The organism is Bacteroides sp. OM05-10AA (assembly GCF_003439055.1).
GTDB classification, from domain to species: Bacteria; Bacteroidota; Bacteroidia; order Bacteroidales; family Bacteroidaceae; genus Bacteroides; species Bacteroides intestinigallinarum.
Map to the genome: position 1 here is coordinate 48,915 of NZ_QSUR01000016.1, position 23,207 is coordinate 72,121.

At 44.1% G+C, this 23,207-nt stretch carries 26 protein-coding genes and 2 pseudogenes; 21 read left to right on the forward strand and 7 right to left on the reverse strand.

The window, feature by feature from the left end:
• Window positions 1-56: 56 nt before the first annotated feature.
• The 3 genes from mobC to mobA are packed head-to-tail and all read right to left on the reverse strand — an operon-like array spanning window position 57 to window position 3,800.
• On the reverse strand, window positions 57-2,099 hold the full coding sequence (gene mobC / locus DXB58_RS13800; RefSeq protein WP_122137124.1) for a conjugal transfer protein MobC: 2,043 nt from the start codon (window positions 2,097-2,099) through the stop codon (window positions 57-59).
• Between the two features lie 37 nt (window positions 2,100-2,136).
• Window positions 2,137-3,393: a conjugal transfer protein MobB gene (gene mobB / locus DXB58_RS13805; RefSeq protein ID WP_199487968.1), complete on the reverse strand. Its 1,257-nt coding sequence runs from the start codon at window positions 3,391-3,393 to the stop codon at window positions 2,137-2,139.
• Window positions 3,378-3,800 (reverse strand): conjugal transfer protein MobA, encoded by a 423-nt coding sequence (mobA, locus tag DXB58_RS13810; RefSeq protein ID WP_122137125.1) that lies wholly within the window; start codon window positions 3,798-3,800, stop codon window positions 3,378-3,380. The genes mobB and mobA overlap by 16 nt, the downstream gene beginning before the upstream one ends.
• 386 nt (window positions 3,801-4,186) lie before the next feature.
• Between mobA and DXB58_RS27620 the strand changes: the two genes are divergently transcribed.
• The 6 genes and pseudogenes from DXB58_RS27620 (at window position 4,187) to DXB58_RS13830 (ending at window position 7,375) form a co-directional block, all read left to right on the forward strand.
• Window positions 4,187-4,369, forward strand: coding sequence for a hypothetical protein (locus tag DXB58_RS27620; RefSeq protein ID WP_147338730.1), 183 nt, complete (start codon window positions 4,187-4,189; stop codon window positions 4,367-4,369).
• A gap of 252 nt (window positions 4,370-4,621) precedes the next feature.
• On the forward strand, window positions 4,622-5,074 hold the full coding sequence (locus tag DXB58_RS28205) for a DUF3408 domain-containing protein (protein WP_233527300.1): 453 nt from the start codon (window positions 4,622-4,624) through the stop codon (window positions 5,072-5,074).
• 15 nt (window positions 5,075-5,089) lie between these two features.
• Window positions 5,090-5,269: pseudogene (locus DXB58_RS28210) on the forward strand (DUF3408 domain-containing protein); the annotation flags it as partial.
• Window positions 5,270-5,489: 220 nt separating this feature from the next.
• A complete protein-coding gene (locus DXB58_RS13820) occupies window positions 5,490-6,248 on the forward strand; it encodes a ParA family protein (protein ID WP_122137126.1) in 759 nt (252 codons plus the stop codon).
• A gap of 12 nt (window positions 6,249-6,260) precedes the next feature.
• Window positions 6,261-6,701 carry a DUF3408 domain-containing protein gene (locus DXB58_RS13825; protein WP_122137127.1) on the forward strand — a complete coding sequence of 147 codons (441 nt, stop codon included), beginning with the start codon at window positions 6,261-6,263 and terminating at the stop codon, window positions 6,699-6,701.
• Window positions 6,701-7,375 (forward strand): DUF4122 family protein, encoded by a 675-nt coding sequence (locus tag DXB58_RS13830; RefSeq protein ID WP_122137128.1) that lies wholly within the window; start codon window positions 6,701-6,703, stop codon window positions 7,373-7,375. The genes DXB58_RS13825 and DXB58_RS13830 overlap by 1 nt, the downstream gene beginning before the upstream one ends.
• 40 nt (window positions 7,376-7,415) lie before the next feature.
• Here the strand turns inward: DXB58_RS13830 and DXB58_RS13835 are convergent, their stop codons facing one another.
• A complete protein-coding gene (locus tag DXB58_RS13835) occupies window positions 7,416-8,402 on the reverse strand; it encodes a hypothetical protein (RefSeq protein ID WP_122137129.1) in 987 nt (328 codons plus the stop codon).
• A 132-nt stretch (window positions 8,403-8,534) separates the two neighbouring features.
• Window positions 8,535-9,113, reverse strand: coding sequence for a DUF2971 domain-containing protein (locus tag DXB58_RS13840; RefSeq protein WP_122137131.1), 579 nt, complete (start codon window positions 9,111-9,113; stop codon window positions 8,535-8,537).
• A gap of 272 nt (window positions 9,114-9,385) precedes the next feature.
• On the opposite strand from DXB58_RS13840, the gene DXB58_RS13845 reads away from it, so the two are divergent.
• The 15 genes and pseudogenes from DXB58_RS13845 (at window position 9,386) to DXB58_RS13920 (ending at window position 21,813) form a co-directional block, all read left to right on the forward strand.
• A complete protein-coding gene (locus tag DXB58_RS13845; RefSeq protein WP_233527302.1) occupies window positions 9,386-9,706 on the forward strand; it encodes a DUF4134 domain-containing protein in 321 nt (106 codons plus the stop codon).
• Between the two features lie 4 nt (window positions 9,707-9,710).
• Window positions 9,711-10,031: a DUF4133 domain-containing protein gene (locus tag DXB58_RS13850; RefSeq protein WP_122137135.1), complete on the forward strand. Its 321-nt coding sequence runs from the start codon at window positions 9,711-9,713 to the stop codon at window positions 10,029-10,031.
• A pseudogene (locus tag DXB58_RS13855) lies at window positions 10,028-12,055 on the forward strand (TraG family conjugative transposon ATPase); the annotation flags it as partial. The gene DXB58_RS13850 and the pseudogene DXB58_RS13855, both read left to right, overlap by 4 nt.
• A 630-nt stretch (window positions 12,056-12,685) precedes the next feature.
• Complete coding sequence (gene ltrA / locus DXB58_RS13865) at window positions 12,686-14,362, forward strand: group II intron reverse transcriptase/maturase (protein WP_122137140.1); 1,677 nt, start codon at window positions 12,686-12,688, stop codon at window positions 14,360-14,362.
• Window positions 14,340-14,951, forward strand: a complete 612-nt coding sequence (locus DXB58_RS13870; protein ID WP_122137142.1) for a TraG family conjugative transposon ATPase — start codon at window positions 14,340-14,342, stop codon at window positions 14,949-14,951. The genes ltrA and DXB58_RS13870 overlap by 23 nt, the downstream gene beginning before the upstream one ends.
• A gap of 8 nt (window positions 14,952-14,959) precedes the next feature.
• Window positions 14,960-15,337 carry a DUF3876 domain-containing protein gene (locus DXB58_RS13875; protein WP_122137237.1) on the forward strand — a complete coding sequence of 126 codons (378 nt, stop codon included), beginning with the start codon at window positions 14,960-14,962 and terminating at the stop codon, window positions 15,335-15,337.
• Window positions 15,334-15,963, forward strand: a complete 630-nt coding sequence (locus DXB58_RS13880) for a DUF4141 domain-containing protein (protein WP_122137143.1) — start codon at window positions 15,334-15,336, stop codon at window positions 15,961-15,963. The genes DXB58_RS13875 and DXB58_RS13880 overlap by 4 nt, the downstream gene beginning before the upstream one ends.
• Window positions 15,964-15,966: 3 nt before the next feature.
• Window positions 15,967-16,980, forward strand: a complete 1,014-nt coding sequence (gene traJ / locus DXB58_RS13885) for a conjugative transposon protein TraJ (protein WP_122137145.1) — start codon at window positions 15,967-15,969, stop codon at window positions 16,978-16,980.
• Window positions 16,981-17,048: 68 nt separating this feature from the next.
• Window positions 17,049-17,672, forward strand: coding sequence for a conjugative transposon protein TraK (gene traK, locus DXB58_RS13890; RefSeq protein ID WP_122137147.1), 624 nt, complete (start codon window positions 17,049-17,051; stop codon window positions 17,670-17,672).
• Window positions 17,669-17,977: a TraL conjugative transposon family protein gene (locus DXB58_RS13895; protein ID WP_122137148.1), complete on the forward strand. Its 309-nt coding sequence runs from the start codon at window positions 17,669-17,671 to the stop codon at window positions 17,975-17,977. Before traK ends, DXB58_RS13895 begins: the two co-directional genes overlap by 4 nt.
• A complete protein-coding gene (gene traM / locus DXB58_RS13900) occupies window positions 17,934-19,247 on the forward strand; it encodes a conjugative transposon protein TraM (RefSeq protein WP_122137150.1) in 1,314 nt (437 codons plus the stop codon). Before DXB58_RS13895 ends, traM begins: the two co-directional genes overlap by 44 nt.
• Window positions 19,248-19,315: 68 nt before the next feature.
• A complete protein-coding gene (gene traN, locus DXB58_RS13905) occupies window positions 19,316-20,230 on the forward strand; it encodes a conjugative transposon protein TraN (RefSeq protein ID WP_122137239.1) in 915 nt (304 codons plus the stop codon).
• The gene (locus DXB58_RS13910; RefSeq protein ID WP_122137152.1) at window positions 20,227-20,814 is read left to right on the forward strand and encodes a conjugal transfer protein TraO; all 588 of its coding nucleotides are present in this window, start codon (window positions 20,227-20,229) and stop codon (window positions 20,812-20,814) included. The genes traN and DXB58_RS13910 overlap by 4 nt, the downstream gene beginning before the upstream one ends.
• A gap of 19 nt (window positions 20,815-20,833) precedes the next feature.
• Entirely contained in the window at window positions 20,834-21,313 is a 480-nt protein-coding gene (locus tag DXB58_RS13915; protein WP_122137153.1) for a DUF3872 domain-containing protein, read from the forward strand.
• 29 nt (window positions 21,314-21,342) lie between these two features.
• A complete protein-coding gene (locus tag DXB58_RS13920) occupies window positions 21,343-21,813 on the forward strand; it encodes a glycoside hydrolase (RefSeq protein WP_233527304.1) in 471 nt (156 codons plus the stop codon).
• Between the two features lie 60 nt (window positions 21,814-21,873).
• Here the strand turns inward: DXB58_RS13920 and DXB58_RS13925 are convergent, their stop codons facing one another.
• Both DXB58_RS13925 and DXB58_RS13930 read right to left on the reverse strand, forming a co-directional pair.
• A complete protein-coding gene (locus DXB58_RS13925) occupies window positions 21,874-22,194 on the reverse strand; it encodes a hypothetical protein (protein WP_122137157.1) in 321 nt (106 codons plus the stop codon).
• Window positions 22,195-22,216: 22 nt separating this feature from the next.
• A complete protein-coding gene (locus tag DXB58_RS13930; protein ID WP_122137159.1) occupies window positions 22,217-23,125 on the reverse strand; it encodes a hypothetical protein in 909 nt (302 codons plus the stop codon).
• Between the last annotated feature and the right edge of the window lie 82 nt (window positions 23,126-23,207).

Sequence of the window (23,207 nt, forward strand, 5' to 3'; positions counted from 1 at the left end):
GATTTTAACGTCCAAATATAGCCATTATTCGTAAAATGTCGGATAATTCCGCCGGTTTATTTATCATCGTTATCTGGTTTTCCTCCTTTTTCATCTTCCAGCCCCAACCGTTTGCAGAGTTCCGGATCGCTTTTGATACGGGTCATCTCTTCGTTGATAATCGCCTGCGCATCCGCCTTTATCTGGTCATAGTTCCGCCCGATCTGCTGCATCATGATGTCGTCCCCGTTCTCATCCTTAAACCCATTGATAATAGGAATTTTCTTGTAGGCTTTCGTTTCTGCATCCACCTTTTCATGGTCTACAATGATTTCAGCATGGAAGATTTTTTGGTCTATCTTTTCTCCGAAATTGTCCGACACAGCTCCTACAAATGTCCCCTGCGAGAGGTTCGCAATCTTGGAAGCCGGAATGAGTGAGTCCAACTGCGTGTTGATGGAAGTGGAAACATCCTGACGATTGATAGAGATGGACTGTCGTTTTTGAAGCACCTTCCCGAAACGTTCACTAAGTGTTTTCGCTGTCTCTCCAACTACCTGCCCACTAAAGATATTCCCCACTGTATTCTGGATAACTTTTGACTCTTTTTCACCGTAGTCACGGTTCAACTGGCTGTAATCCTGAAATCCTAAACAGACCGCTACCTTATTGCTTCGTGCAGTAGCAATCAAGTTGTCCAGCCCCCGGAAATAGATGGTAGGCAACTCGTCAATGATGACCGTACTTTTGAGTTGTCCCTTCTTATTGATGAGTTTCACAATGCGGCTGTTGTATAGTCCCAATGCAGCTGAATAGATATTCTGACGGTCGGGATTATTGCCGACACATAACAATTTCGGCTCCTTCGGATTATTGATATCTAAAGAAAAATCATTACCGGTCATAACCCAGTAAAGCTGTGGTGAAATCATGCGAGTAAGTGGGATTTTTGCTGATGCTATTTGCCCCTGGAGCTGATCCATCGCTCCCCCTTTCCATGCATCCATAAAGGGTGAAAGATAGTTTTCAAGTTCCGGATAAGAGGTTAATATAGTAAACAAATCGGTGTATGGCTTATTAAGTAATTCCACCGCATGAGGGAAGCTACAGTAGATGCCGTTCTTATAGATTTTGAGATACCAGATGATAGCCGCCAGCAAAATAATGGGTGATTCGACAAAGAAATCCCCCTGTTTTTCAATCCATGTGCGATTCAAATTTAGCATAATTGTATAGCTCGCTTCGTATGCGTCAGATATGTCCGTCATGAATTCTGGATTAATCGGATTACAGCGGTGCGACTTCTTCGGATCATCAAAGTTGATAACATAGAAATGGGGCTTCACCTTATATCCATCTATGTGGTTAAGTAAATGATTGTAAGCTATTTCAGATAAATCAGGAAACTTGTAATCGTACAGATACATCGCGAATCCCTTTTCTATTTCCTGCTTTATAAACTGATTTACAACAGCATAAGATTTTCCGCTGCCTGGAGTTCCAAGTACGGTACATGCTCGAAAAACGTTCACAACATTAATAAAACCGTTGTACCATTGCCTATTATAGTAAAATCGGGTGCGGAGATTTACAGAATACTCGTTTTCAATCAAACGAGTTTCTTGCATAAAACTTTCATTCTCAGTATTGAAAACGTCTGTCATCAGATTAGATTTGTACAAACGACTTATCCATAATCCCGCCATCAGCAGACAGAGATAACCGGAAGCCAAAGTGAATATGTACAGAGCCGAAACTGCCGCATGAGGCAGGGATAATTCCAGAATCCACCAATTGAGAAAGAAAAGAATGAATCCGGCAACCAACGCTGCATAGATCTGGGACCAGGTTATCTTTTCTCCCTTAACACCCTTCGTCCCCAGACAGGAGATAGCCAGCAATAGCAGAATCGCCAGTTTACTCCATAGGATGCAATTGAAAATTCCCGTTGTTCTGTTGAAGTTAATCAATATTTTGTCTACCACTCCCAACTGTACGCCCCATTCGAGGATACTGGGATAACAGTAGGCATAAACATGTACCACCAAAAGAAAAATACTCACTGCCCGCCCGAATTCCATTATTTTGGCAAGCGCTCTTAAATCATCTTCCTGTTGCATAAGAATCTGTATAAATAGGGTTAATAATCAGTTTCTATTAAATGCCGCGTGACCTGCGTTTCGCCTTCTTCTTTTTCTTCATGCGGCGTGCGAAGGCTTCTTCCTCGTAATCTCTCGGATTGGTATCTATGGAGAAGATACCCGCAGCTTGCTCCAATGCGCTTCCTGTTTCCACTTTGTGACCATAGTGCTGCCAAAGTTCCTCTCCGGTATACGCCTGCCTCTCTTTGGTAGGTATGCCGTCCCACCAGTTGAAAAGTTCATTGAATACATTCGCGGAAAACTCTTTGCCCATTCGTGAGCCGTTGAACGCTTCCCGGTTGTTATGATCGATGAACGTGACGCCATAGATACGTCCTTGTTCATTCTCGCGGAATACCACATCAATGTTATTCTTTCTCAGCAGTTCCACCATTTCTTTGCGTAAACGCGCCTGTTGCATGGCAGATGCGACTTGCCTTTGAATCCCCGGCATCCATTTACCGTCCTTAAAGTCCTTGGTGTGTAAAAGCATCTTCTTCTCCAACCATTCGTTCCCGAAGCGTTTGCCGAACCGGGCACTCTTGAAAGGCGGACTGACCACTTTTCCTTTATTATCGGTGGCTGAATAGATAATTCCGGTATAGGGTTCTCCCTTGTATTCTCCCCGAACCTGCTTAGCTTCGATATTGAGTGTGGAAAGCAGTGCGCTGTATTCCCCGAATGTCCGGAAACGGTAACTCTCCAATACCGCCTTTAGCGTATTGCCTATCTGATGGCGTATATCACCGGCAGAGGCTTCCACCTTTTTCAGTTCCGCCTTCTGATTCCGCTCTTCCATGTCTGCACCGTTGCGTAGTCCGAAATCAATCTCCAACTCCCGACAGGCAGCCATGGAACGACGATATTCGTAGGAATCGCTGATTTTCCGTCCTTCTTCATCTACACAGGTACTGATAATATGGATATGCGGATTATGCGTATCACCATGTCTATATACAATAAACGGTTGGTTTCCATATCCCATCTTCTGCATATACTTCTCTGCCAGTTCCGCCAGTTGCTCATCGGTCAGTTTGTCCTCCGGCGCAGGATTGAGTGAAATATGCAGGATAGGTTTCTCTGTATTCCTGTTTGCCAGCAGGTAATTTTCAAAAGAGAGTAATGCCAAACGCATATCTTCACTGGGTAATCCTACACGGTCGGAAACCATCCGGTTGCCGGATAATATCTCCGCTTTTCCATTCTCCACCTTTTCATGGTTGTAGGCAAGTGCCCCGTACAGGCTTGTTCCATGACTTATTTTTGCAACCATTTCTTCTCGTATTCCTGTGTGAGTGCCATGACCTTTTTTGTCAGCAGCATCAGTTCGATGGTTGCTTTTTCTAATTGGTAAAGCAGCGACATGGCTCTTTTCTCACCGAAATTAGTCTTCACGGCATGTACCACCTGATTGTAATTGTTGCCAATTGCCTGGAATTGCTTATGAAATTCCGTCAGTTTGATGTAGTAATCCAACGTCGCCTTGTCGATTTTCACTACCTTAATCTGACCACCGAAAAGTGCCTTCTTGATAAAAAGTGTCCGGTCTTTAGCTTCCGCATCGGCAACCAACTGCTCAAATTTGGTATTCTCCTCAGCGTTCAGACGGAAACTATACTTGTAATCCGCCGGATCATTCTTGGGCTTTCTGCCCGTTCTTGTTCTAGTGTCTTCCTTCATACTCTTTCGTATTTATGGTTCGTACTCTTTCTCCATCAGAATTTGCGACTTTGGAGCAAATTCCCCCGACCATCGGGAGGGCAAGTTGGTTTTGTCGGACAGGATACTTCCTGTCGGACGAAAACACAACTTGCTATGTTCGGTTGAACATAGAATCCTCCTTCGTCGGATTGCTGCGCGACGTTCACGGCGTGCTGTGGTCCGATGAAGCCTGTTTCCTCCGCTGTCTCATTCTGATTTTGCAAAGTTAGGGCGGATTAAACGGCTGGTAAATAGACGGATGTGTGACAGGTGATGACATCTGATGACATGTGATGTCAGGTGGTTCCGATTTTGATGATAGTATCAAAAATAGCCTCTACTTTTGAAGTGACGCAAGGCTTCAGGTGCTAGATAGACTCATTGGTGAAAGTACTGCCCGGTATCTGAACGTGCGACTTTGTATGGATACATTGCTCCCATGGAAAATGGATTGCCTGTCAGGGCTTGATGTAAGAGAGTCATGCAGACTGAAAGGTACAGATACATTCATACAGGTACTTAACGATACCTTACGTCGAGGAATGTAGCGAAGTAGGTTAATCCGTCATGTCTGGCTGCTAGAGGTACTGCCATGCTCCGATATACAGTAAGATGTAATGTATGGATATCCTTTGTCCGGTCATGTAGCGATACATGGTTTCCGCAGGAAAAAGAATACGGTAAACCGGATATTGTACCCATACAGACAGGCAGAATGTGAGACACTGCACGGTGTCACTTGATGCAAGCATATAAGCGAAAAAAGAAAATAAGTTATTAACCCCTAAATTCAGAAAGTTATGAAGAAGGAATTTTTAGTTGCTACCCCGAAGGATAAGAAGGGTGAAGCAGAAAAAACAAGAGTTACAGAAAATGAGTATTTTAATCCGTTCAGAAAATGGCGGGAAAAGAAAGCAACGCCACAACCTGCAGCCGGCGATGTTCCTGAAGGCAAGGTCAAAGAATACGCAGCCGTTTTCCTTGTCCGAAAAACCCCGGCATCTCGCAAGCAGACTTATATCAGTAATGAGATATATACCAAGCTGAGTTGCGTCCTACCCCTTCTCAGTGACGGCATGACTATCCCAACCTTTTTGGATAATGTGCTTACAAATCATTTGGAAATTCATGCGGAAGAGTTTAGAGAACTGCTTAACTGTAAAGTCAAAGATTTCGAGCTGAAAAAAGAGCAAGTTATTGCTCCTGTCTTTCGGGACAAGACCGGAGAATATGTGGACACTTTCCTTACCTGAAAAGAATCAGTACATCGCAGACAGACTTATATTAATCATGGGACCTATACCAAATTGGCCTGCGTTCTGCCCCTGTTCTGTGATGGTATGACCGTTCCGGTCTTTCTGGACAATGTGCTGGGCCATCATCTGGAGACTTACGGTCAGGAACTTGGCGGATTAATTGACCATAACATGAAGAATATTCGGTTTTGAGTACTCGGATGTGAAGCATTACCGGCTCCTTTGTACGAATACAATGCCTAGAAAATGCCGGTCATGTATTGATCTCTCAGTACATGACTGGCACCGGTACAACGGAGCTTATATTGTACCAATACAGAGCAGCAAGCTACACTCCGTTATTTTGCCGCATGGCATATAAGCATACAATCAAAAAAAGAAAATAAGTTTTTAACCCCAAATTCATGAATTTATGAAGAAAGAACCTTTATTTGTCGCCCTGAGTAATCAAAAGGGTGGAGTTGGCAAATCAACATTCACAGTGTTGCTTGCCAGTTATTTCCACTACCTGAAAGACAAGAATGTACTTGTAGTGGATTGCGACTATCCCCAGCACAGCATCAAGTCCATGCGCGAGTGGGATGTGAAGAACGTGGAGAAGAACTCACGTCTGCAAAATCTGCTGGTGGAGCAGTTCGGTGATACCGGTAAGAAAGCCTACAACATTCTGACTTCTACCCCAGAGAATGCCAGAGAGACGGCCTGCCAGTTTATCGACCGTTCGGAAATAGGCTACGACCTTGTTCTTTTTGACCTGCCCGGAACAGTCAATACGGCAGGCGTACTCCAGTCCATTATCAATATGGACCATGTATTCACTCCGATTATACAGGAGAGGATGTCGATGCAAAGCAGCGTGAGTTTTGTCCTTGCCATCCGTGAATTTATACTCCATCACAAGGAAGTCCCCCTGCATGACATCCACATGTTTTGGAACAGGATGGACAAACGGGTATCCAAGGATTTATACAACGCATACTCGGAAATCTTCCGTTCATTGAAACTTCCGGTATTGGATACGACCATTCCAAGTGCGGAACGCTACAACAAAGATGCTGGAGTAAACGGGCAGATATTCCGCAGCACGCTGTTTCCCCCATCCGCCACCTCGCTGAAAGGCAGCAGCCTGGATCTGCTTGCCGGTGAAATGGAAAAGATTCTCAAATTTTAATCCATTACAGTTATGGCTAAGAAGAACAATTCCGTCTATGTAGACGAGGACATGCTTAAACGCATGGTGGCCGGAGACACTTCGGCATTGGAGAACATGAAAGGGCAGGAAACGCAATTGGAAGAAAACACTCCACTTTCAGAACCATTCGGGGAAAAAGAGGATAAAGTAGTTGTTATTGAAAAGAAAGCATCTGCCGGCAAGAAGAGTTCGAAAGAAAACGATTTTGATGAATACCGGAAACGCTTCCTGCAAATGAAGCTGACCGGAACGAGAAGGCAGACCTATATTCACGATTCCCTGTATAAAGCATTTGCCAAAGTGCTACCGGTTATTGCACCGGAGATGTCCGTACCTACTTTTGTGAACTGTGTGCTGTCCGACCATCTGGAAAAGTATCGGGGTATACTCAATGCGATGTATAATGAGGAAGCGACTAAAGAAGCGATATAATGGAAGAAATAGTTTATTTGTTGGTACGCCTTGCCTGTGCTTCCTATATATTGTATAAGATATGGGGACAGAAAAAGAAGGTGCGTGAGATATGTGATCTGCTGTATGTAAGAGCCCCGTCTGCTGGGGAGAAAAGTAAAGAAACGGGAATCGTCCTGCTGCAGCAGACTGATGAGTCCGATGTCATGGGCAGTACCCGTTTTGTCTATCTGGATGAGAATGCCGGAAAAACTGTTGCCCCTTATATGAGCCAGCCTTTGGAAATAAACACAGATTATATAGGGGAAGACGAAGATATTCCGGAAGAGGAAGTAGAATGTAACTTATCATTGGATGAAATGAAAACATTGAAAGAAGAGCAACAAGAACTTGACGAAACATCCCCAGAAGTGGATTCGATTTCACAAGCCGTAACGCCTGCTGACCTAAACAATGCCGGTGATGTATTATTCAAGTTGAATGACGCGGACAAGGATGAAGAAAAATCCCGGCGTGCAGCCCTTACCCTACATGCTATCCGTGAAACGGATCTGTTTGAGATATTTTCTTCTCAGGTTGAGAATAAGAGTGTCATTGGAAACCTGATGGGGAAGTATCTGGATGAGAACGGTGAACCGCTGTCACAAAAAACAAAGGTTGTTATTCCAACTTCGAACTGGGAACAATATTTATAAATACCTTCTGTTTGCTAAGAAACACATTTCAATGTGTTTCTTAGCCCTTTTTATCATAACTTGCTATAGAAAATAATAGTTCAAATGCCATTTGTTGCATATTATTGGTGATTTCTAAAATTTGACTGTATATATCAACCCAATACTTAAAGTAATCCAATTTATGACAACTGTATAGATCTTGATAATTTACTATTTGAGTTTTTAAGTCATTAATTTTTAGTGTTGAAAAATAAATACGTTCATTGAGAATCGAGAACTGAACATCTTTTGCGAATCTATATAGGAATGTGCTTTTATTTAATAACGAATCATCTTCAGATAATGCCTGTTGGATTAAAGTGTCAAATCCTGATTCCTTAACACTGTTAACAAGCATATTATCTAATGAAGGCTGTTTTATTAATGCTCTTATTATATCATCCTCAGTCTGAATGTCACAGTTGAATATTTTACTTACTTCTTGATGAAACATTAGCAATATATCTCTTTGAGATTCCAATACAGGAGATGATTGTATATTTGTGTCTTCAGAAACTTCAAATAAGTAATCTGATACCCTCATTAACTTTTTAGATTCTACGATTTCTTGTGGGGTACAATAATCTGGATTTTCGACAAGATCTATACCATGTAAATGAAATGCTTGTGTTACTAATCTGGTACAAAATGTTCTATCCTGCTTGTGTTTTCCATTACGTGCTGTTTGAACTAAACGAGCTTCTTCTGTACTATATTCCATGCCTGACCTCGAACGTATCCAAGTTGTTATCATGGAGATTTTATCAAGCACTTGATTATCTCTTAAACGAAGAATCATACATTTTTGAGGATCTGCAAATATAAAACGATCACATTGATTAGCTTTTACAGCGAGTCCATCAGCTTCTATACAAGTAATTCCACCAGCAAAATACATTACATGGTCGAACTTGCTTCTCATCATTTTGGCCAATCTTTCATTTTCATTAATCAAGATAATATCACCTTCTTTTAAGAGTCTGTAATCTATAACATACTTTGCCATAATAATACTTATATTTTTAATAGAGAACAGTCAAAATGACTATTTATCATAGAATCAATACTCTACAATCAAACCAACTTACGAAACGTTATACTTTATTGTACCCAATATTGTATTTAATAAACTACTGCTTTATATAGTCAAGTCTTTATATTCTATAATAGCTACACTAGGTAAAAGGCTTTTAATCAATTTTTGTATCAACGATTTTTGTCGTTGTGATATTCTCTCACCTAAAATAATTTCTTTTATTTTTATTTTCACATAAGAATTATTATTTTCAGTAAATACTCTGACTTCATTTTCATATCTCCAACTTTCATGTTTATAGCTTAATATTTCTTTCGCTGTACGATTTGCATCTATGCAATCTGTAATAGTAGGAGAACCTGTATAAATAATATCTTTTATATCAAGATTATGTCCCGTAACATCAAGACCAATATTGATACCTCTACTACCATTAGCATAATGCGACCATAATAATGGCTCATTTCTTTCTTTAGATAATGAGCATATTTTAAATCTTTCTTTACCGTTTTTAATTCCTTTTAATACGCTGGGTTGCAAACCGTAATGATAGTATATGCCTTCCATTGCATCATTCATATTTTCATAAGAAGTTGCATATAAACGTTCATTTAAAAGTATATCAATAAAAAACTCGAAGTTCTCTAAGCTTCTATATTTGTAAAAAGTGCCTCTTGTCATAATTCTGTTTGTTATCAGTTGTTACTTTATCTACAAAAATAAGATATTAATTTGAAATATAGATGAGTATATTAACTTTTCAAAGGTTTTGCCCTAATTTTTATCTATTGGTCCATCTTTTTTACATCTTCAGATTCACTATTTTAGCAATTAAAATATTTTTGTGCTTTTTTACTTCACTCTCTGACATCTGATGACATCTAACGACACCTGATGAAACACTTGCTTCCCAGCTATTTAATGCCTATATATTTGTAGTCGAATTCAATTTTATGTCTCACCTAAATGATTCGACAATGAGAAAGAGAATCCTTATTTCAGTTCTGAGCGTGTTTGCCGTGGCAACCGCTTTCGCGCAAGGCCAAGGCCTTGCAGGTATTAATGAAGCGACCAGTATGATGACTTCGTATTTCGACCCTGCGACGAAATTATGTTACGCTATCGGTGCTGTTCTTGGCTTGGTCGGCGGTATCAAAACCTACAGCAAATTCAGCAGCGGTGACCCCGATACCAGCAAGACAGCCGCAAGTTGGTTCTTCGCCTGTATCTTCCTGATTGTGGCAGCTACCATCTTACGTTCCTTCTTCCTCTAAGGTTATGAAATATCCTGTCAACAAAGGTGTTGGAAGGTCGATAGAGTTCAAAGGCTTGAGGTCGCAATACCTCTTCATTTTTGCCGGAGGGCTTGTCGTGGTGTTCCTGCTGTTCGTCATCCTGTTTGTTGCCGGTGTGAACCAATGGATATGTATTCCTTTCGGTGTCATATCCGGCAGTCTGCTGGTCTGGCTGACTTTCAAGCTGAATGCCCGGTATGGAGAACACGGACTGATGAAACTGCTGGCAGAGAAACGCCACCCCCGCTATCTGATCCACCGCCTGAGAGTTTTCCGATTACTGACCAAAAGAAAAAAGAAATGAGAAACGTACTGAAAGCTGAAACACTGGAACGCAAGTTCCCCCTGCTGTGTGTGGAGAACGGATGTATCGTGAGCAAGGACGCCGACCTGACCGTAGTCTTCGAGGTGGAACTGCCCGAACTTTACACCGTCACCTCCGCAGAATACGAGGCTATCCATAGTTCATGGATCAAAGCCGTCAAGGTACTGCCCAACTACTCGGTAGTCTGCAAGCAGGACTGGTTCACGAAGGAAACTTACCGTCCGGATTTCGGGACGGAAGAACAAAGCTTTCTCTCGAAAAGCTACGAACGCCATTTTAACGAGCGACCGTACCTGAACCACAAATGTTACCTGTACCTGACGAAAACCACCCGTGAGCGCAGCCGCCAGCGAAGCGATTTCAATACGCTCTGCCGTGGCTTCCTGTTGCCCAAAGAAATGACCGACAAAGACACAGCCGGTAAATTCCTCGAAGCGGTAGACCAATTCGAACGTATCGTGAACGATTCGGGGATGGTGAAGTTGCGCCGCTTGGAAACCGATGAGATCACAGGAACCAAAGAGCGTACCGGATTGGTGGAGAAATACTTCTCTTTGTCGCAGGAAGAAGAAACTACCGTGCTAGAAGACATCTGTCTTGAACCCGCTGTGATGCGTATCGGTGACAAACGCCTCTGCCTGCACACCCTTTCGGATGCGGAAGACCTGCCCGGCAGCGTGAATACCGATATGCGCTATGAACGGATGTCCACCGACCGGAGTGATTGCCGCCTGTCTTTTGCCGCACCCGTAGGGCTGCTACTCTCCTGCAACCACATCTATTCGCAGTACATCTTCATTGACGATGCACAGGAGATCCTTCTGAATATGGAGAAAACCTCCCGTAACATGCTTTCACTCTCCAAGTACAGCCGTAGCAATGCTGTTAATCAGGAATGGACGGAAATGTACTTGGATGAGGTCCATACCAAAGGTGTATTACCCGTCCGTTGCCATTGCAATGTCATGGCATGGGCGGAAGATGAAGAAGAAATCCGCCGGGTGAAGAACGATACGGGCAGCCAGCTCGCCATGATGGAGTGTACGCCCCGTCATAACACGGTCGATACTCCGGTGCTGTATTGGGCGGGTATTCCGGGCAATGCAGGCGATTTTCCTGCTGAAGAATCGTTCTATACCTTTCTGGAACAAGCCGTCTGCCTGTTCACCGCCGAAACGAATTATCGTAGTTCGCCAAGCCCGTTTGGCATAAGGATGGCTGACCGGCAGAACGGTATTCCCATTCATGTGGACATCAGTGACCTGCCCATGAAGCGGGGCATCATTACCAACCGAAACAAGTTTATCCTCGGACCCAGTGGAAGCGGAAAGAGCTTCTTTACCAACCATTTAGTCCGCCAGTATTACGAACAAGGTACGCATATCCTGCTTGTAGATACGGGTAACAGCTATCAGGGTCTGTGCCGGATGGTCAATGACAAGACCCATGGAGAGGACGGGATTTACATCACCTATGAGGAAAACAATCCGATTGCTTTCAATCCCTTCTATGTGGATGACGGGCAGTTTGATGTGGAAAAGCGAGAGAGTATCAAGACACTGATCCTCACCCTGTGGAAACGGGAGGACGAAGCCCCGAAACGTTCGGAAGAGGTAGCGCTGTCCGGTGCGGTAAACGCCTATATCCGAAAGATCACGGATGACAGAACCATCCAGCCCGATTTCAATGGCTTCTATGAATTTGTCCGTGATGACTATCGTCGGATGATTGAGGAAAAAAAAGTACGTGAAAAAGATTTCGACATTGACGGCTTTCTGAACGTGTTGGAACCCTTTTACCGGGGTGGTGACTACGATTTCCTGCTGAACTCCGACAAGGAACTGGACCTGACCAACAAACGGTTTATTGTATTCGAACTGGATAACATCAGCAGTAACAAAGTACTGCTTCCGGTGGTGACGCTGATAATCATGGAAACCTTCATTTCCAAGCTAAGAAAGCTCAAAGGAATCCGTAAAATGATATTAATAGAAGAATGTTGGCTGTGACATGTAAGTCTTGTACATGATTGTTTGACGTTCCATTCCACGGGTTGGAAATAGAATGATCAAACCTGTTGTTTCGTCAACAGTAGCCTATGGAAACGTGCGATAGTAAGTAATGAATTCGTATGACCACTACAACTGACAATGAAGCCCTTCTGAAAAGAGAAGTCTGAACCGTGAGGGAACGACAACTGCCGTTAGTATCAAATGGCTAGGGAGCTAGGCTGAATGGTATGAATAACATAATGTGAACCGTTGATAAACGTCGTAACTTCGAATGAGCTGCTAATGATACTGGGCTCTAACCCAAAAGGGACGCAGTCGGATAATTCCCTCCAGCATGGAATTACACGAACATAATGACTGCCGGCGGATAGACGGATTCTAACCCATTCATTTGTCATGTACAAGAAACATGGTAAACCCGTATTTCTCCTGTGTAACAACAGGTAAGCAGACCGTAAGCGAAGCCGAATGGAATGCGGGCAGAGGAATGCGGAGAAAGCGAACGCCGTTCTGTAATGGAATGGATAGAGGTTGTAACATTACCTCACACGAAAGTGGGCAAACTTCCGCAAGGTGACTTTTTACAAGAAATTTATAGGACTTATTAAAGGAGAAAAGCAAATGAACGAAAGTAAGACATCGTGTGCATCTACTGACCAAAAGTGGAACACTTGGGAAAGCATAGACTGGACTAAATGTGAAATGGAGGTTAATAAGCTACAAACACGTATTGTAAAAGCTCAGAAAGAAAGCAGATATGGCAAAGTGAAAGCTTTGCAGTGGACGCTGACGCATTCGTTTTACGCTAAGGCATTAGCTGTAAAACGTGTTACATCAAATAGTGGCAGTAAAACTGCGGGTGTTGACCTTGTATTATGGTCAACTCCTAATTCCAAATTTAAGGCAATCAGTGAACTGAAAAGAAGAGGCTACACACCTCAACCATTACGAAGGGTTAATATTAGAAAGAGTAACGGTAAGTTACGCCCGTTAGGTATCCCGACAATGAAAGACAGGGCTATGCAAGCACTTTATTTACTTGCATTGGAGCCTGTTTCGGAGACAATGGCTGACAATAACTCATACGGATTCCGTAAAGAAAGAAGTGCCGCAGATGCGATTGGACAGTGTTTCTGTGCATTAGCGAAAGACGCTTCCCCCCAATGGATTCTGGAAGGGGATATAAAAGGCTGTTTTGACCATATCAGCCACGAATGGCTACTGAATAATATCCCTATGGATAAAGTGATGTTGCGAAAATGGCTCAAATGTGGTTTTATATTCAATAAAGAATTGTTTTCGACAGAAGAGGGTACTCCACAAGGTGGAATTATATCTCCAACTCTTGCTAATATGACTTTAGATGGCATGCAAACAATGCTTGCAGAAAAGTTCTACAGGAAATCCGTCAAAGGAGAAGTCTACTATCCTAAAGTTAATTTAGTTCGATATGCGGATGACTTTATTATCACAGGCAGAAGTAAGGAAGCTTTGGAAGAAATCAAATCCTTGGTTACGGACTTTCTAAAAATTCGCGGATTAACTTTATCCGAAGAGAAGACTCAAATAACTCACATAGATGAGGGTTTCGACTTCTTAGGGTATAACATCCGTAAATATAATGGAGTACTTTTAATCAAGCCGTCCAAGAAAAGTCTAGAGAAATTCATGGTGAAAATTAGAGGAGTCATTGATTCCAATAAAGGTAGTAAGCAGGAATCTCTTGTAAGGCTCTTGAACCCTATAATAACTGGATGGGTGAATTATTATAAGAACTGTGTAGCATCAGAAACATTTAGAAAAGCTGATTATCTGATTTTTGAGAAATTATGGCAATGGGCGCAAAGAAGACATCCAAAGAAAGGAAAACACTGGATTGCAGCCAAATATTTTACCAAGATAAAGAATCGAAATTGGTGCTTTGTAGCAAACTTTAAAAAGGGAAATGTCGATGACAAAATTGCCCTTAAAAGATTATACGACACCAAAATAACCCGATATGTCAAGGTAAAAAGCAAAGCTAATCCTTTTGACCCCGATTGGAAAGAGTATTTTGAAAAGCGTAAAACTTACAAGATGCTTCAGTCTTTCAATGGTAGAAAATCGTTGCTGTACATGTGGGAGAAACAGAATCATGAATGTCCCATTTGTGGAAAGCCCATAGACAAGGAACACCCGTGGGGAATTACTGAAAAGGTTGTAAGCGGCAAAATGGAAAAATGTCTTGTACATGACAGTTGCCGCAGACGATTAATTCAACTAAAAAGATGTAGCAATGAGCTGGTTTCTACAAAATAGAAACTTAAAGTTGCTTGAGCCGTATGATTGGAAACTTTCACGTACGGTTCTTAGGGGGGAAGGAGGCAGTAATGCCTCTGACCTACCCGGCAAAGCCCTGATGTCCGCTAATATGAGTGAATATATTAAGTATCTTTTTAAGACAGTCAGAAAGTATTTCGGTGAGGCAGTGGTAGTTACACAAGAGGTGGATGACATCATTTCTTCCGAGATTGTGAAAGAAGCCATCATCAACAACAGCGATTGTAAAATCCTGTTGGACCAACGGAAATACATGAACAAGTTCGAACATATCCAGAAACTACTGGGACTGACGGATAAGGAAAAAGGACAAATCCTGTCCATCAACCAGGCGAACCATCCCGGCAGATTCTACCGCGAAGTCTGGATCGGACTCGGTGGTACCCATTCGGCGGTCTACGCTACGGAAGTGAGCGAAGAAGAATATCTGGTGTTCACCACGGAAGAATCGGAAAAGATGGAAGTCCAGAAACTCGCAGGCGAATTGGGCGGCAATCTGGAACTCGCCGTCCGAAGGCTGGCGGAAGAAAAACGGGCAGAGCATAAACAAGTATCAACCCCTAAATGAAAGATATGATGAGAAACAAGCAAATACTGAAGTTGGCGGCCTGTCTGATAGGCATGGCTTCGCTGGTGCTACAAAGTTGCACGGATGTGAAAACTACAGATTGTGACAAGCTGTGCGGTTCGTGGACAAGTGTGGGAGGCAAACCGGACGTGCTGGTCTACAAGGAAGGTAAAGCCTATAAAGTGACGGTCTTCGGCCGTAGCGGTATGTCCCGAAAACTGAACCCCGCCACCTACCTGTTGGTAGAGGAAAACGGCAACCTCTTTATCAATACGGGCTACCGCATTGACGTATCGTATAACGAAGCGACGGACATCCTGACCTTTTCTCCGAACGGGGACTACATCCGTGCTTCCGGTATAACTACTAAAAACAAGCAATCATGAGAATAAAGACACTGATTATTTGCAGCGCCTTTGTGCTCACCTCCATGCAGGTGAGCGCACAATGGGTGGTAACCGATCCCGGCAACCTGGCACAAAGTATCATCAATATGTCGGAGAACATTGCGCATACCTCCAAAACAGCGGTCAGCACCGCCAAGAGCTTTACCGAAACGGTGAAGATTTATGAGCAGGCAAAGGAGTATTATGACAAGCTCAAAGCCGTGAACAACTTGGTGAAAGATGCACGCAAAGTTCGTGAAATCATCCTGATGGTAGGTGATGTATCGGGCATTTATGTGAATAACTTCCAGAAGATGCTGGCCGATGAAAACTTCTCCCAGAAAGAATTGGATGCCATTGCTTTCGGTTATACCAAACTGCTGGAAGAGAGTAACGGAGTGTTGCAGGACCTGAAACAGGTAATCAACATGAGTACCCTGAGCATGACGGACAAGGACCGCATGGACGTGGTGGACGGATGCTACCGTGACATGCGCCGCTACCGGAACCTGACAAGCTATTATACGAACAAGAACATCGCCGTGAGCTACCTGCGTGCCAAAAAGAAAAACGACATGGACCGGGTGATGAAACTGTACGGCAATGAAACCTCCAAATACTGGTAGCCTATGATGCTGATGTCGATAGATTTCGCGAACCTCCATACGATTCTGGAGAGTTTGTACAATCAGATGATGCCGCTTTGCGAAGATATGCTGGGCGTGGCGAAAGGGATTGCCGGACTGGGAGCCTTGTTCTACGTGGCCGTCCGTGTCTGGCAGTCGATGGCCCGTGCCGAACCGATAGACGTCTATCCGCTGTTACGTCCCTTTGCGCTGGGCATCTGCATCCTGCTGTTTCCCACACTGGTACTCGGCACGATGAACAGCATCCTCAGCCCGATTGTACAAGGCACACACAAGATGCTGGAAGGACAGACGCTTGATATGCAGCAATATCGGGAACAGAAGGACAAGCTGGAAAAGGAAGCCATGATGCGCAATCCCGAAACGGCCTATCTGGTGAGCGACGAAGAATTTGACCGCCAGATTGACGAACTCGGCTGGTCGTTGCCGGATATCGATACCCGAATGAATATGTATATGGAAGTAGGCATATACAATCTGGAAAAGAATATCCGTGACGCTTTCCGCAGCCTGTTGGAACTGCTTTTTGCAGCCGCCTCACTGCTCATAGACACGGTACGCACCTTCTTTCTGGTTGTCCTCTCGGTACTCGGACCGATTGCCTTCGCCATCTCGGTATGGGACGGTTTCCAGTCCACGTTGAGCCAATGGTTCACCCGGTACATTTCCGTCTATATGTGGCTTCCGGTCAGCGACTTGTTCAGTAGCCTGCTCGCCAAGTTACAGGTACTGATGCTCCAGAACGACATTGCCGAATTGCAGGGAGATCCCAATTATTCATTGGACAATTCAAATAGTGTGTATATAATTTTCATGCTCATCGGCATCATCGGGTACTTCACCGTACCTACCGTTGCCGGATGGATTGTACAGGCCGGCGGTGCCGGAAACTATTCCCGTAACCTGAACCAGGCGGCTACCAAGACCGGAGGATTGGCGGCAGGCGGTGCCGGTGCGGCATTGGGAAATATCGGAGGGCGTATCCGTGGAAAATAGAGAGCATAGTACAGTATACGACCGCACTTTTCCACCATCAAGTATGAACCTACTAACCCCATTCATTTATGGAATTCAAGTCATTAACCAACATTGAAAGCGGCTTCAAACGTATCCGCCTTATGCTGATAGCCTTTGTCTGCTGCTGTACCCTCGTCACCGGCTATGCGCTGTGGAACTCCTACCGCTTCGCCGAGAAACAACGGGAGAAAATCTACGTGCTGGATGGAGGCAAATCATTGATGCTCGCCCTCTCGCAGGATTTGACACAGAACCGTCCGGCAGAAGCGAGGGAACACGTCAGACGCTTTCACGAACTCTTTTTCAGCCTCTCCCCACAGAAAGACGCCATTGAGCACAACATCAACCGTGCCCTGCAACTGGCGGACAAAAGTGCCTACCACTATTATGTGGATTTCGCAGAGAAAGGCTATTACAACCGTTTGATTTCGGGCAATATCAACCAAGTGTTGCAAGTGGACAGCGTAGTCTGTGATTTCAGCAGCTATCCCTACCGCACGAAGACGTATGCCCGGCAGATGATTATCCGTGAAAGCAACGTGACGGAACGCAGCCTGATAACCGGTTGCGAGCTACAGAACACGGGAAGGTCGGACGACAACCCGAACGGGTTCATTATCGAGCATTTTACCATCCTGGAAAACAAAGATGTAAGGAGTATCGAACGATGAAAAGAAAACGCGATTTAGTAAGACGGGCAGACCTGCGCATACGCAAGTACTGCCGGAAACTGACCGGAAAGCAGCGGAAACAGATCGTACTGACAGCATTCACGCTGTTCGTACTGGGCTGCCTGTATGTAATCTTCTCCTCCCTGCTCAATTTCGGGCATTCCGATAAAGGGTTGGAGATAGAGCACATCCGTTCACCCGACGGACTGCTCAAAGAGAAAACAAATGAAGAAGACAATCACTTTAAAGACATTCAAGATTATGGACATCCAGAAAATCAAAACACGCCTCGGCCTGTCGCCTGACAAGGATAAACCGTTGTCACCCGAAGAAAGGCGCAAACGTGCGAAGTTCATCATTTATCCCGCTATGGCTGTGCTCTTCATCGGCTCCCTCTGGTTGATTTATTCCCCGTCGGGAAAAGAAAAAGAGGCAGACATAAAAGGTAAAGGCTTCAATACGGAAATGCCTTCCCCCGAAAAACTAAAGATGGAAGGCAACAAGGTGAACGCTTATGAGCAAGAGGAACTGGCGAAAAAACAAAAAGCCCGCAAAGGTCTGTTTCAGGAAGCCACCTCACTGTTTGCATCAAACGGAAAAGAGAATGCCGATACGGTTCATCTGCCCGATGCCGACAGCGGACTTTCGGAAACAGACACTCCGGTAGCCTCTTCCGGTTTCGCCGGCACCGTCCGTTCTTCCGCCAATGCCTACCACAGCATTAACAGCACGTTGGACAATTTCTACCCCCCGGCAGACGATTCCGAGAAGCAAGAACTGCTCCGAAGGATTGAAGAACTGGAAAGCCGGGAGAATAGCGAAGCCGCCCAACAACCCGAAGCCAATTCAATGGAAGAAAAGATGGCGCTGATAGAGAAATCCTACGAGCTTGCCGCCAAATACAACGGCAAACAGACGGCAACAGTTTCTACCGTGAGAGACAAGAAAGACCGGACGGCAGTGAAACCCGTCAAGCGAACCGGGCATCAAGTAGTATCTTCCCTAGCGCAGCCCATGAGCGATGAACAGTTTATTGGCGGATTCACGGAAGAAAGAAACCTGAGCTTCCAGACACCCGTCGGGAAAACGCTTACCTCTGAAAGGAATACCATTTCCGCCTGTGTGCATGGCACGCAGACTGTAACTGACGGACAGGCATTACGCATCCGTTTGCTGGAACCGATGGCGGTGGACGACCGCTTCATCCCCAAAGGAACGGTGCTGACGGGCGGCACACGCATTCAGGGTGAAAGGCTGGACATTGTTATCAGTGCGGTGGAATACAAAGGCTCGGTTCTTCCCGTAGACCTGGAAGTCTATGACGCTGACGGCCAGCAAGGCATACTGGTACCGAACTCAATGGAATATGACGCGGCTCGTGAAATAGCCGCCAACATGGGTACCTCGATGGGAAGCAGTATCAACATCTCCACCGATGCCGGAGCGCAAATCGCCTCGGATGTGGGCAAAGGAGTGATACAGGGTGTATCGCAATACATCTCCAAGAAAATGCGTGCCGTGAAAATCACGCTAAAAGCAGGGCATAAACTACTGCTCCATTCACCGGAAGAATAAGAAAAAGAATAAGAAAAAAGAAACAAGAAACAACGATTATGAAACCATTATTCACCAATTTATCGGATATGAAGAAGATTCTGATGTTTTTTGCCCTGATGATGGGCGTAGTGGCTACCTATGCGCAGCAGAGTAGCGGAGATCATTTTGGAGGATTGAGCCGCAATATCGGTTTCAGCCAGATGATACCGCCTCACGGTCTGGAAATCACCTACGACAAGACGGTGCATATCATCTTCCCGGCTTCCATCAAGTATGTGGACCTGGGTTCCACCAACCTGATTGCCGGAAAAGCGGACGGCGCCGAGAATGTAATCCGTGTAAAGGCCACCACCAAGCACTTTAAGAAAGAGACGAACATGAGCGTCATCACCGAAGACGGCAATTTCTACACGTTCAATGTCAAGTACGTGGATGAACCGTTGTTGCTCAATGTAGAGATGTGCGACTTTATCCATGACGGGGAAACAGTGAACCGCCCGAACAACGCGATGGAAATCTACTTGCAGGAACTGGGCAACGAATCTCCCCGTTTGGTACACCTTATTATGAAATCCATCCACAAACAGGACAAACGACACATCAAGCACATCGGTTGCAAGCGTTTCGGCGTGCAGTTCCTGCTCAAAGGGCTCTATTCGCACAACGACCTGCTCTATTTCCACACACAGGTAAGAAATGAAACGAACGTACCTTTCGACGTGGATTTTGTGACCTTTAAAGTTGTTGACAAGAAAATCGTGAAACGTACCGCTATGCAGGAACAGGTGGTTTATCCGCTGCGTGCCTTCAACTATGTCACCCGTGTAGACGGCAAGAAAAATGAATGCACCGTATTCGCATTGCCCAAGTTCACCATTCCTGATGACAAGAAGCTAGTCGTTGAGATGTATGAGAAAAGCGGTGGCCGTCATCAAACCTTTGAAGTGGACAACGAAGACCTGATACGTGCCGAAACCATTAATGAACTGAAAGTACGATGAGAAGAACCACAAAATCACTATTGCTATTCGTAGCCATGCTTGCCCTTACCATAGGGCAGGTAGACGCCCAACGATGTTTGTCGGGCATGAAAGGCGTACAGTTTACAGCGGATATGGCGGACGGGTTCTATAGCAAGTCCAGCCGCAATGACGCAGGATTCGCTTTCGGGCTTTCCATATCGACTTATACGAAAAGCGGTAACCAATGGAAGTTCGGTGGTGAAATCATGCAGCGTTACTATCCTTACCGCAGCACACGGATTCCTTTGGTCCAATATACGGGCGAAGGCGGTTACTACTACAATGTCTTTTCCGATCCGAAAAAGACGTTCTTCCTCCATATCGGTGGTTCTGCCTTGATGGGCTACGAATCGGTAAACAATGGTAAGAAGCTGCTCTCCGATGGTGCCACCCTGCGAAAAACGGAATCGTTCATTTATGGCGGGGCTTTGACACTGGAAGCTGAAGCCTATCTTTCAGACAAGGTAGTGCTACTTTTCCGGCTTCGTGAACGTGTGCTTTGGGGCAGTTCCGCCAATAAATTCCACACCCAGTATGGTCTGGGAATCAAGATAATTCTATAACCACTAAATAGATACGCAAATGAAAAAGATATTCGATTACATGATGATTGCCTGCTGTTTGACAGCCTCCTTTTTTTGTTTTAGTGCTTGTGACAGCGAGCTGGATGTTCAACAGGAATATGCCTTCACGTTAGAAGCCATGCCGGTGGCTGATAAGATAGTCAATAACGAAACGGTGGAGATCCGCTTGGATATTAAAGAAGAAGGCAACTTCACCGGAACGGTGTACACACTTCGCTACTTCCAACCCGACGGAGCCGGGATCGTAAAAATGGCGGACGGTACGGTGCTGAAACCCAATGACCGTTACCTGCTGAATGAAAAGAAATTCAGAGTGTATTACACGTCCAGAAGTGCCAACGAAGCACAAACAATTGATTTGTACATAGAAAATAATTGGGGAGGCATCCGGCAGTTAACCTACGACTTTAATGCGAAAGACAAGGAAAGTGAAGAAGATACTCCCCAAACGAAAACTTTTACCCATGAGAGCGAATGATAAAAACCTTACTGTTATTATCGGGATTTATGGTTCTGTTGTTCATTTGTCCGTCACGCCTTGCAGCGCAAACTCCGGTTGATAAGAAATTGTTTGAGCGTGCCGTCGCTTGTATCAAGTATTTTGAGGGGTGGCATACTGCCCGTAACCATCCGTATATAGGCTATGGACACAAACTTCTTCCCGGAGAGAAGCTTACCTCCAATCTGAGCCGGGCACAGGCTGATTCCCTTCTGAGGGCTGACTTGCGGAAAAGATACGTTACATTTCGTAGATTCGGAAAGGATGCCTTGTTATTGACTGTTTTGTCTTACAATGTCGGTGAGTATCGCTTGATCGGTTCAGGTAAAATTCCGAAAAGCAATCTGATCAAGAAATTAGAAAAAGGGGACAGGGATATTTATAAGGAATATATATCTTACCGGAAATATAAAGGCAAGGTAGTCCCAAGCATAGAGAGAAGGCGAAAATGTGAGTATGTGCTTTTATATATTCCTTGATGCATAATTATAGAATAACCGTAAGCAGAACATTTGGAACTCCGCTTACGGTTTTCTTTTTTATTCGAAACATTCTTTTTGCATTGTTTCGTGAATCATCCGAAGTTCCTGAACGGATAATTCTGATATAGACAGGTAATAAGTATAAGTTGAAACAGATACACCGGTGTTTGAAACGCAGATTTCTATCATTTCCTGACTGGTCCGTGTACTTCCCGGAACATAATAGTTTAATCTGTTTTCTTTAATAGCTTTCCTATAAGTCTTTTCGGTGATATACAAGGTAGCTGCAAAAGTATGGGAATGGTATTCTCCGGTTGTTTTGCTTCTTAGGATATCATCTATTTGGTAGAGTAATTTTTCTTTTGGGGTTGCTGTCATCTTCTAATCCTCCATGATTGTTTTAGCTCAACTGTTTAGAGATATACTCATCGGTTGAGTGGTAGCGGTTTGGAATATTGGCATTTTCATTAAACCGGTTCAAGCAATGAAGCAATGCGGCCTCCAACGTCACATACCTCCGGTCGAAATTCTGATTGTTGTCCAAGCACCAGGCATTCAATACGTATCTGAAAGGCTTGTAAAGGGAATCGTCTTCTTTGGTGATTACCACATACCATAGAAAGGTGAGTTGCAGTTTGAAACTTTCCGTTTCACCTCTCTTCATCAATTTTTCTTCATCAAGTATCCTTTTCACCAGCAGGTGGTCAAGTAGCGGAGTAGCACTTTCTTTATAATATTTGATGAGACAGGTATGATGGGCAAAACGATCTGTATTCTCTTTCTTAAATCTGTAATCGTCCCCATAAAAATCAACGACCTCTTTCCCTGTGACGGAAATGTTTTTTCCTTCTATTTCATATTCAAAGGTCTGCCGTTCCATTGTTTCCCTTTTTGTCAGCATGGCAAAGCCGTAGCACTCTGTCACAACAAAGTCTTCTTTACCATGCTCTGCCAATGAAAAAAGACCATTCAAGCTATTACAATAAAAGAATATATCCTCCTCATCCGCGCCGGAATCGGCTGATAACATGATTCTTGTATCGCAATACTTTCGGTCATCTTTCCATACAATCCGGCAATTCACATAGTGTGGTTCACTTTTATTTGCCGTAACAAATTCACTGTATCTGGTATCGATGGCTTTTTTAACCTCATCTACATCCGTGAGAACTGTTCCTTCTTTGCAATCATTGCACCATCCATATAGAAAAGACTCATCCGTATAATGGTCAAACTCTTTTGTATTGGGATTAATCACGGCTTCACACGTAACCTTTGTTCCACCACATTTACAACATAGTATGCTCATAATTTTGTTTTTTAAGATACCTGCCGGAAGTTGTTTATCCGGCAGGTATCGTTATTAAATGTTGTTTTAAAAATAGTACACA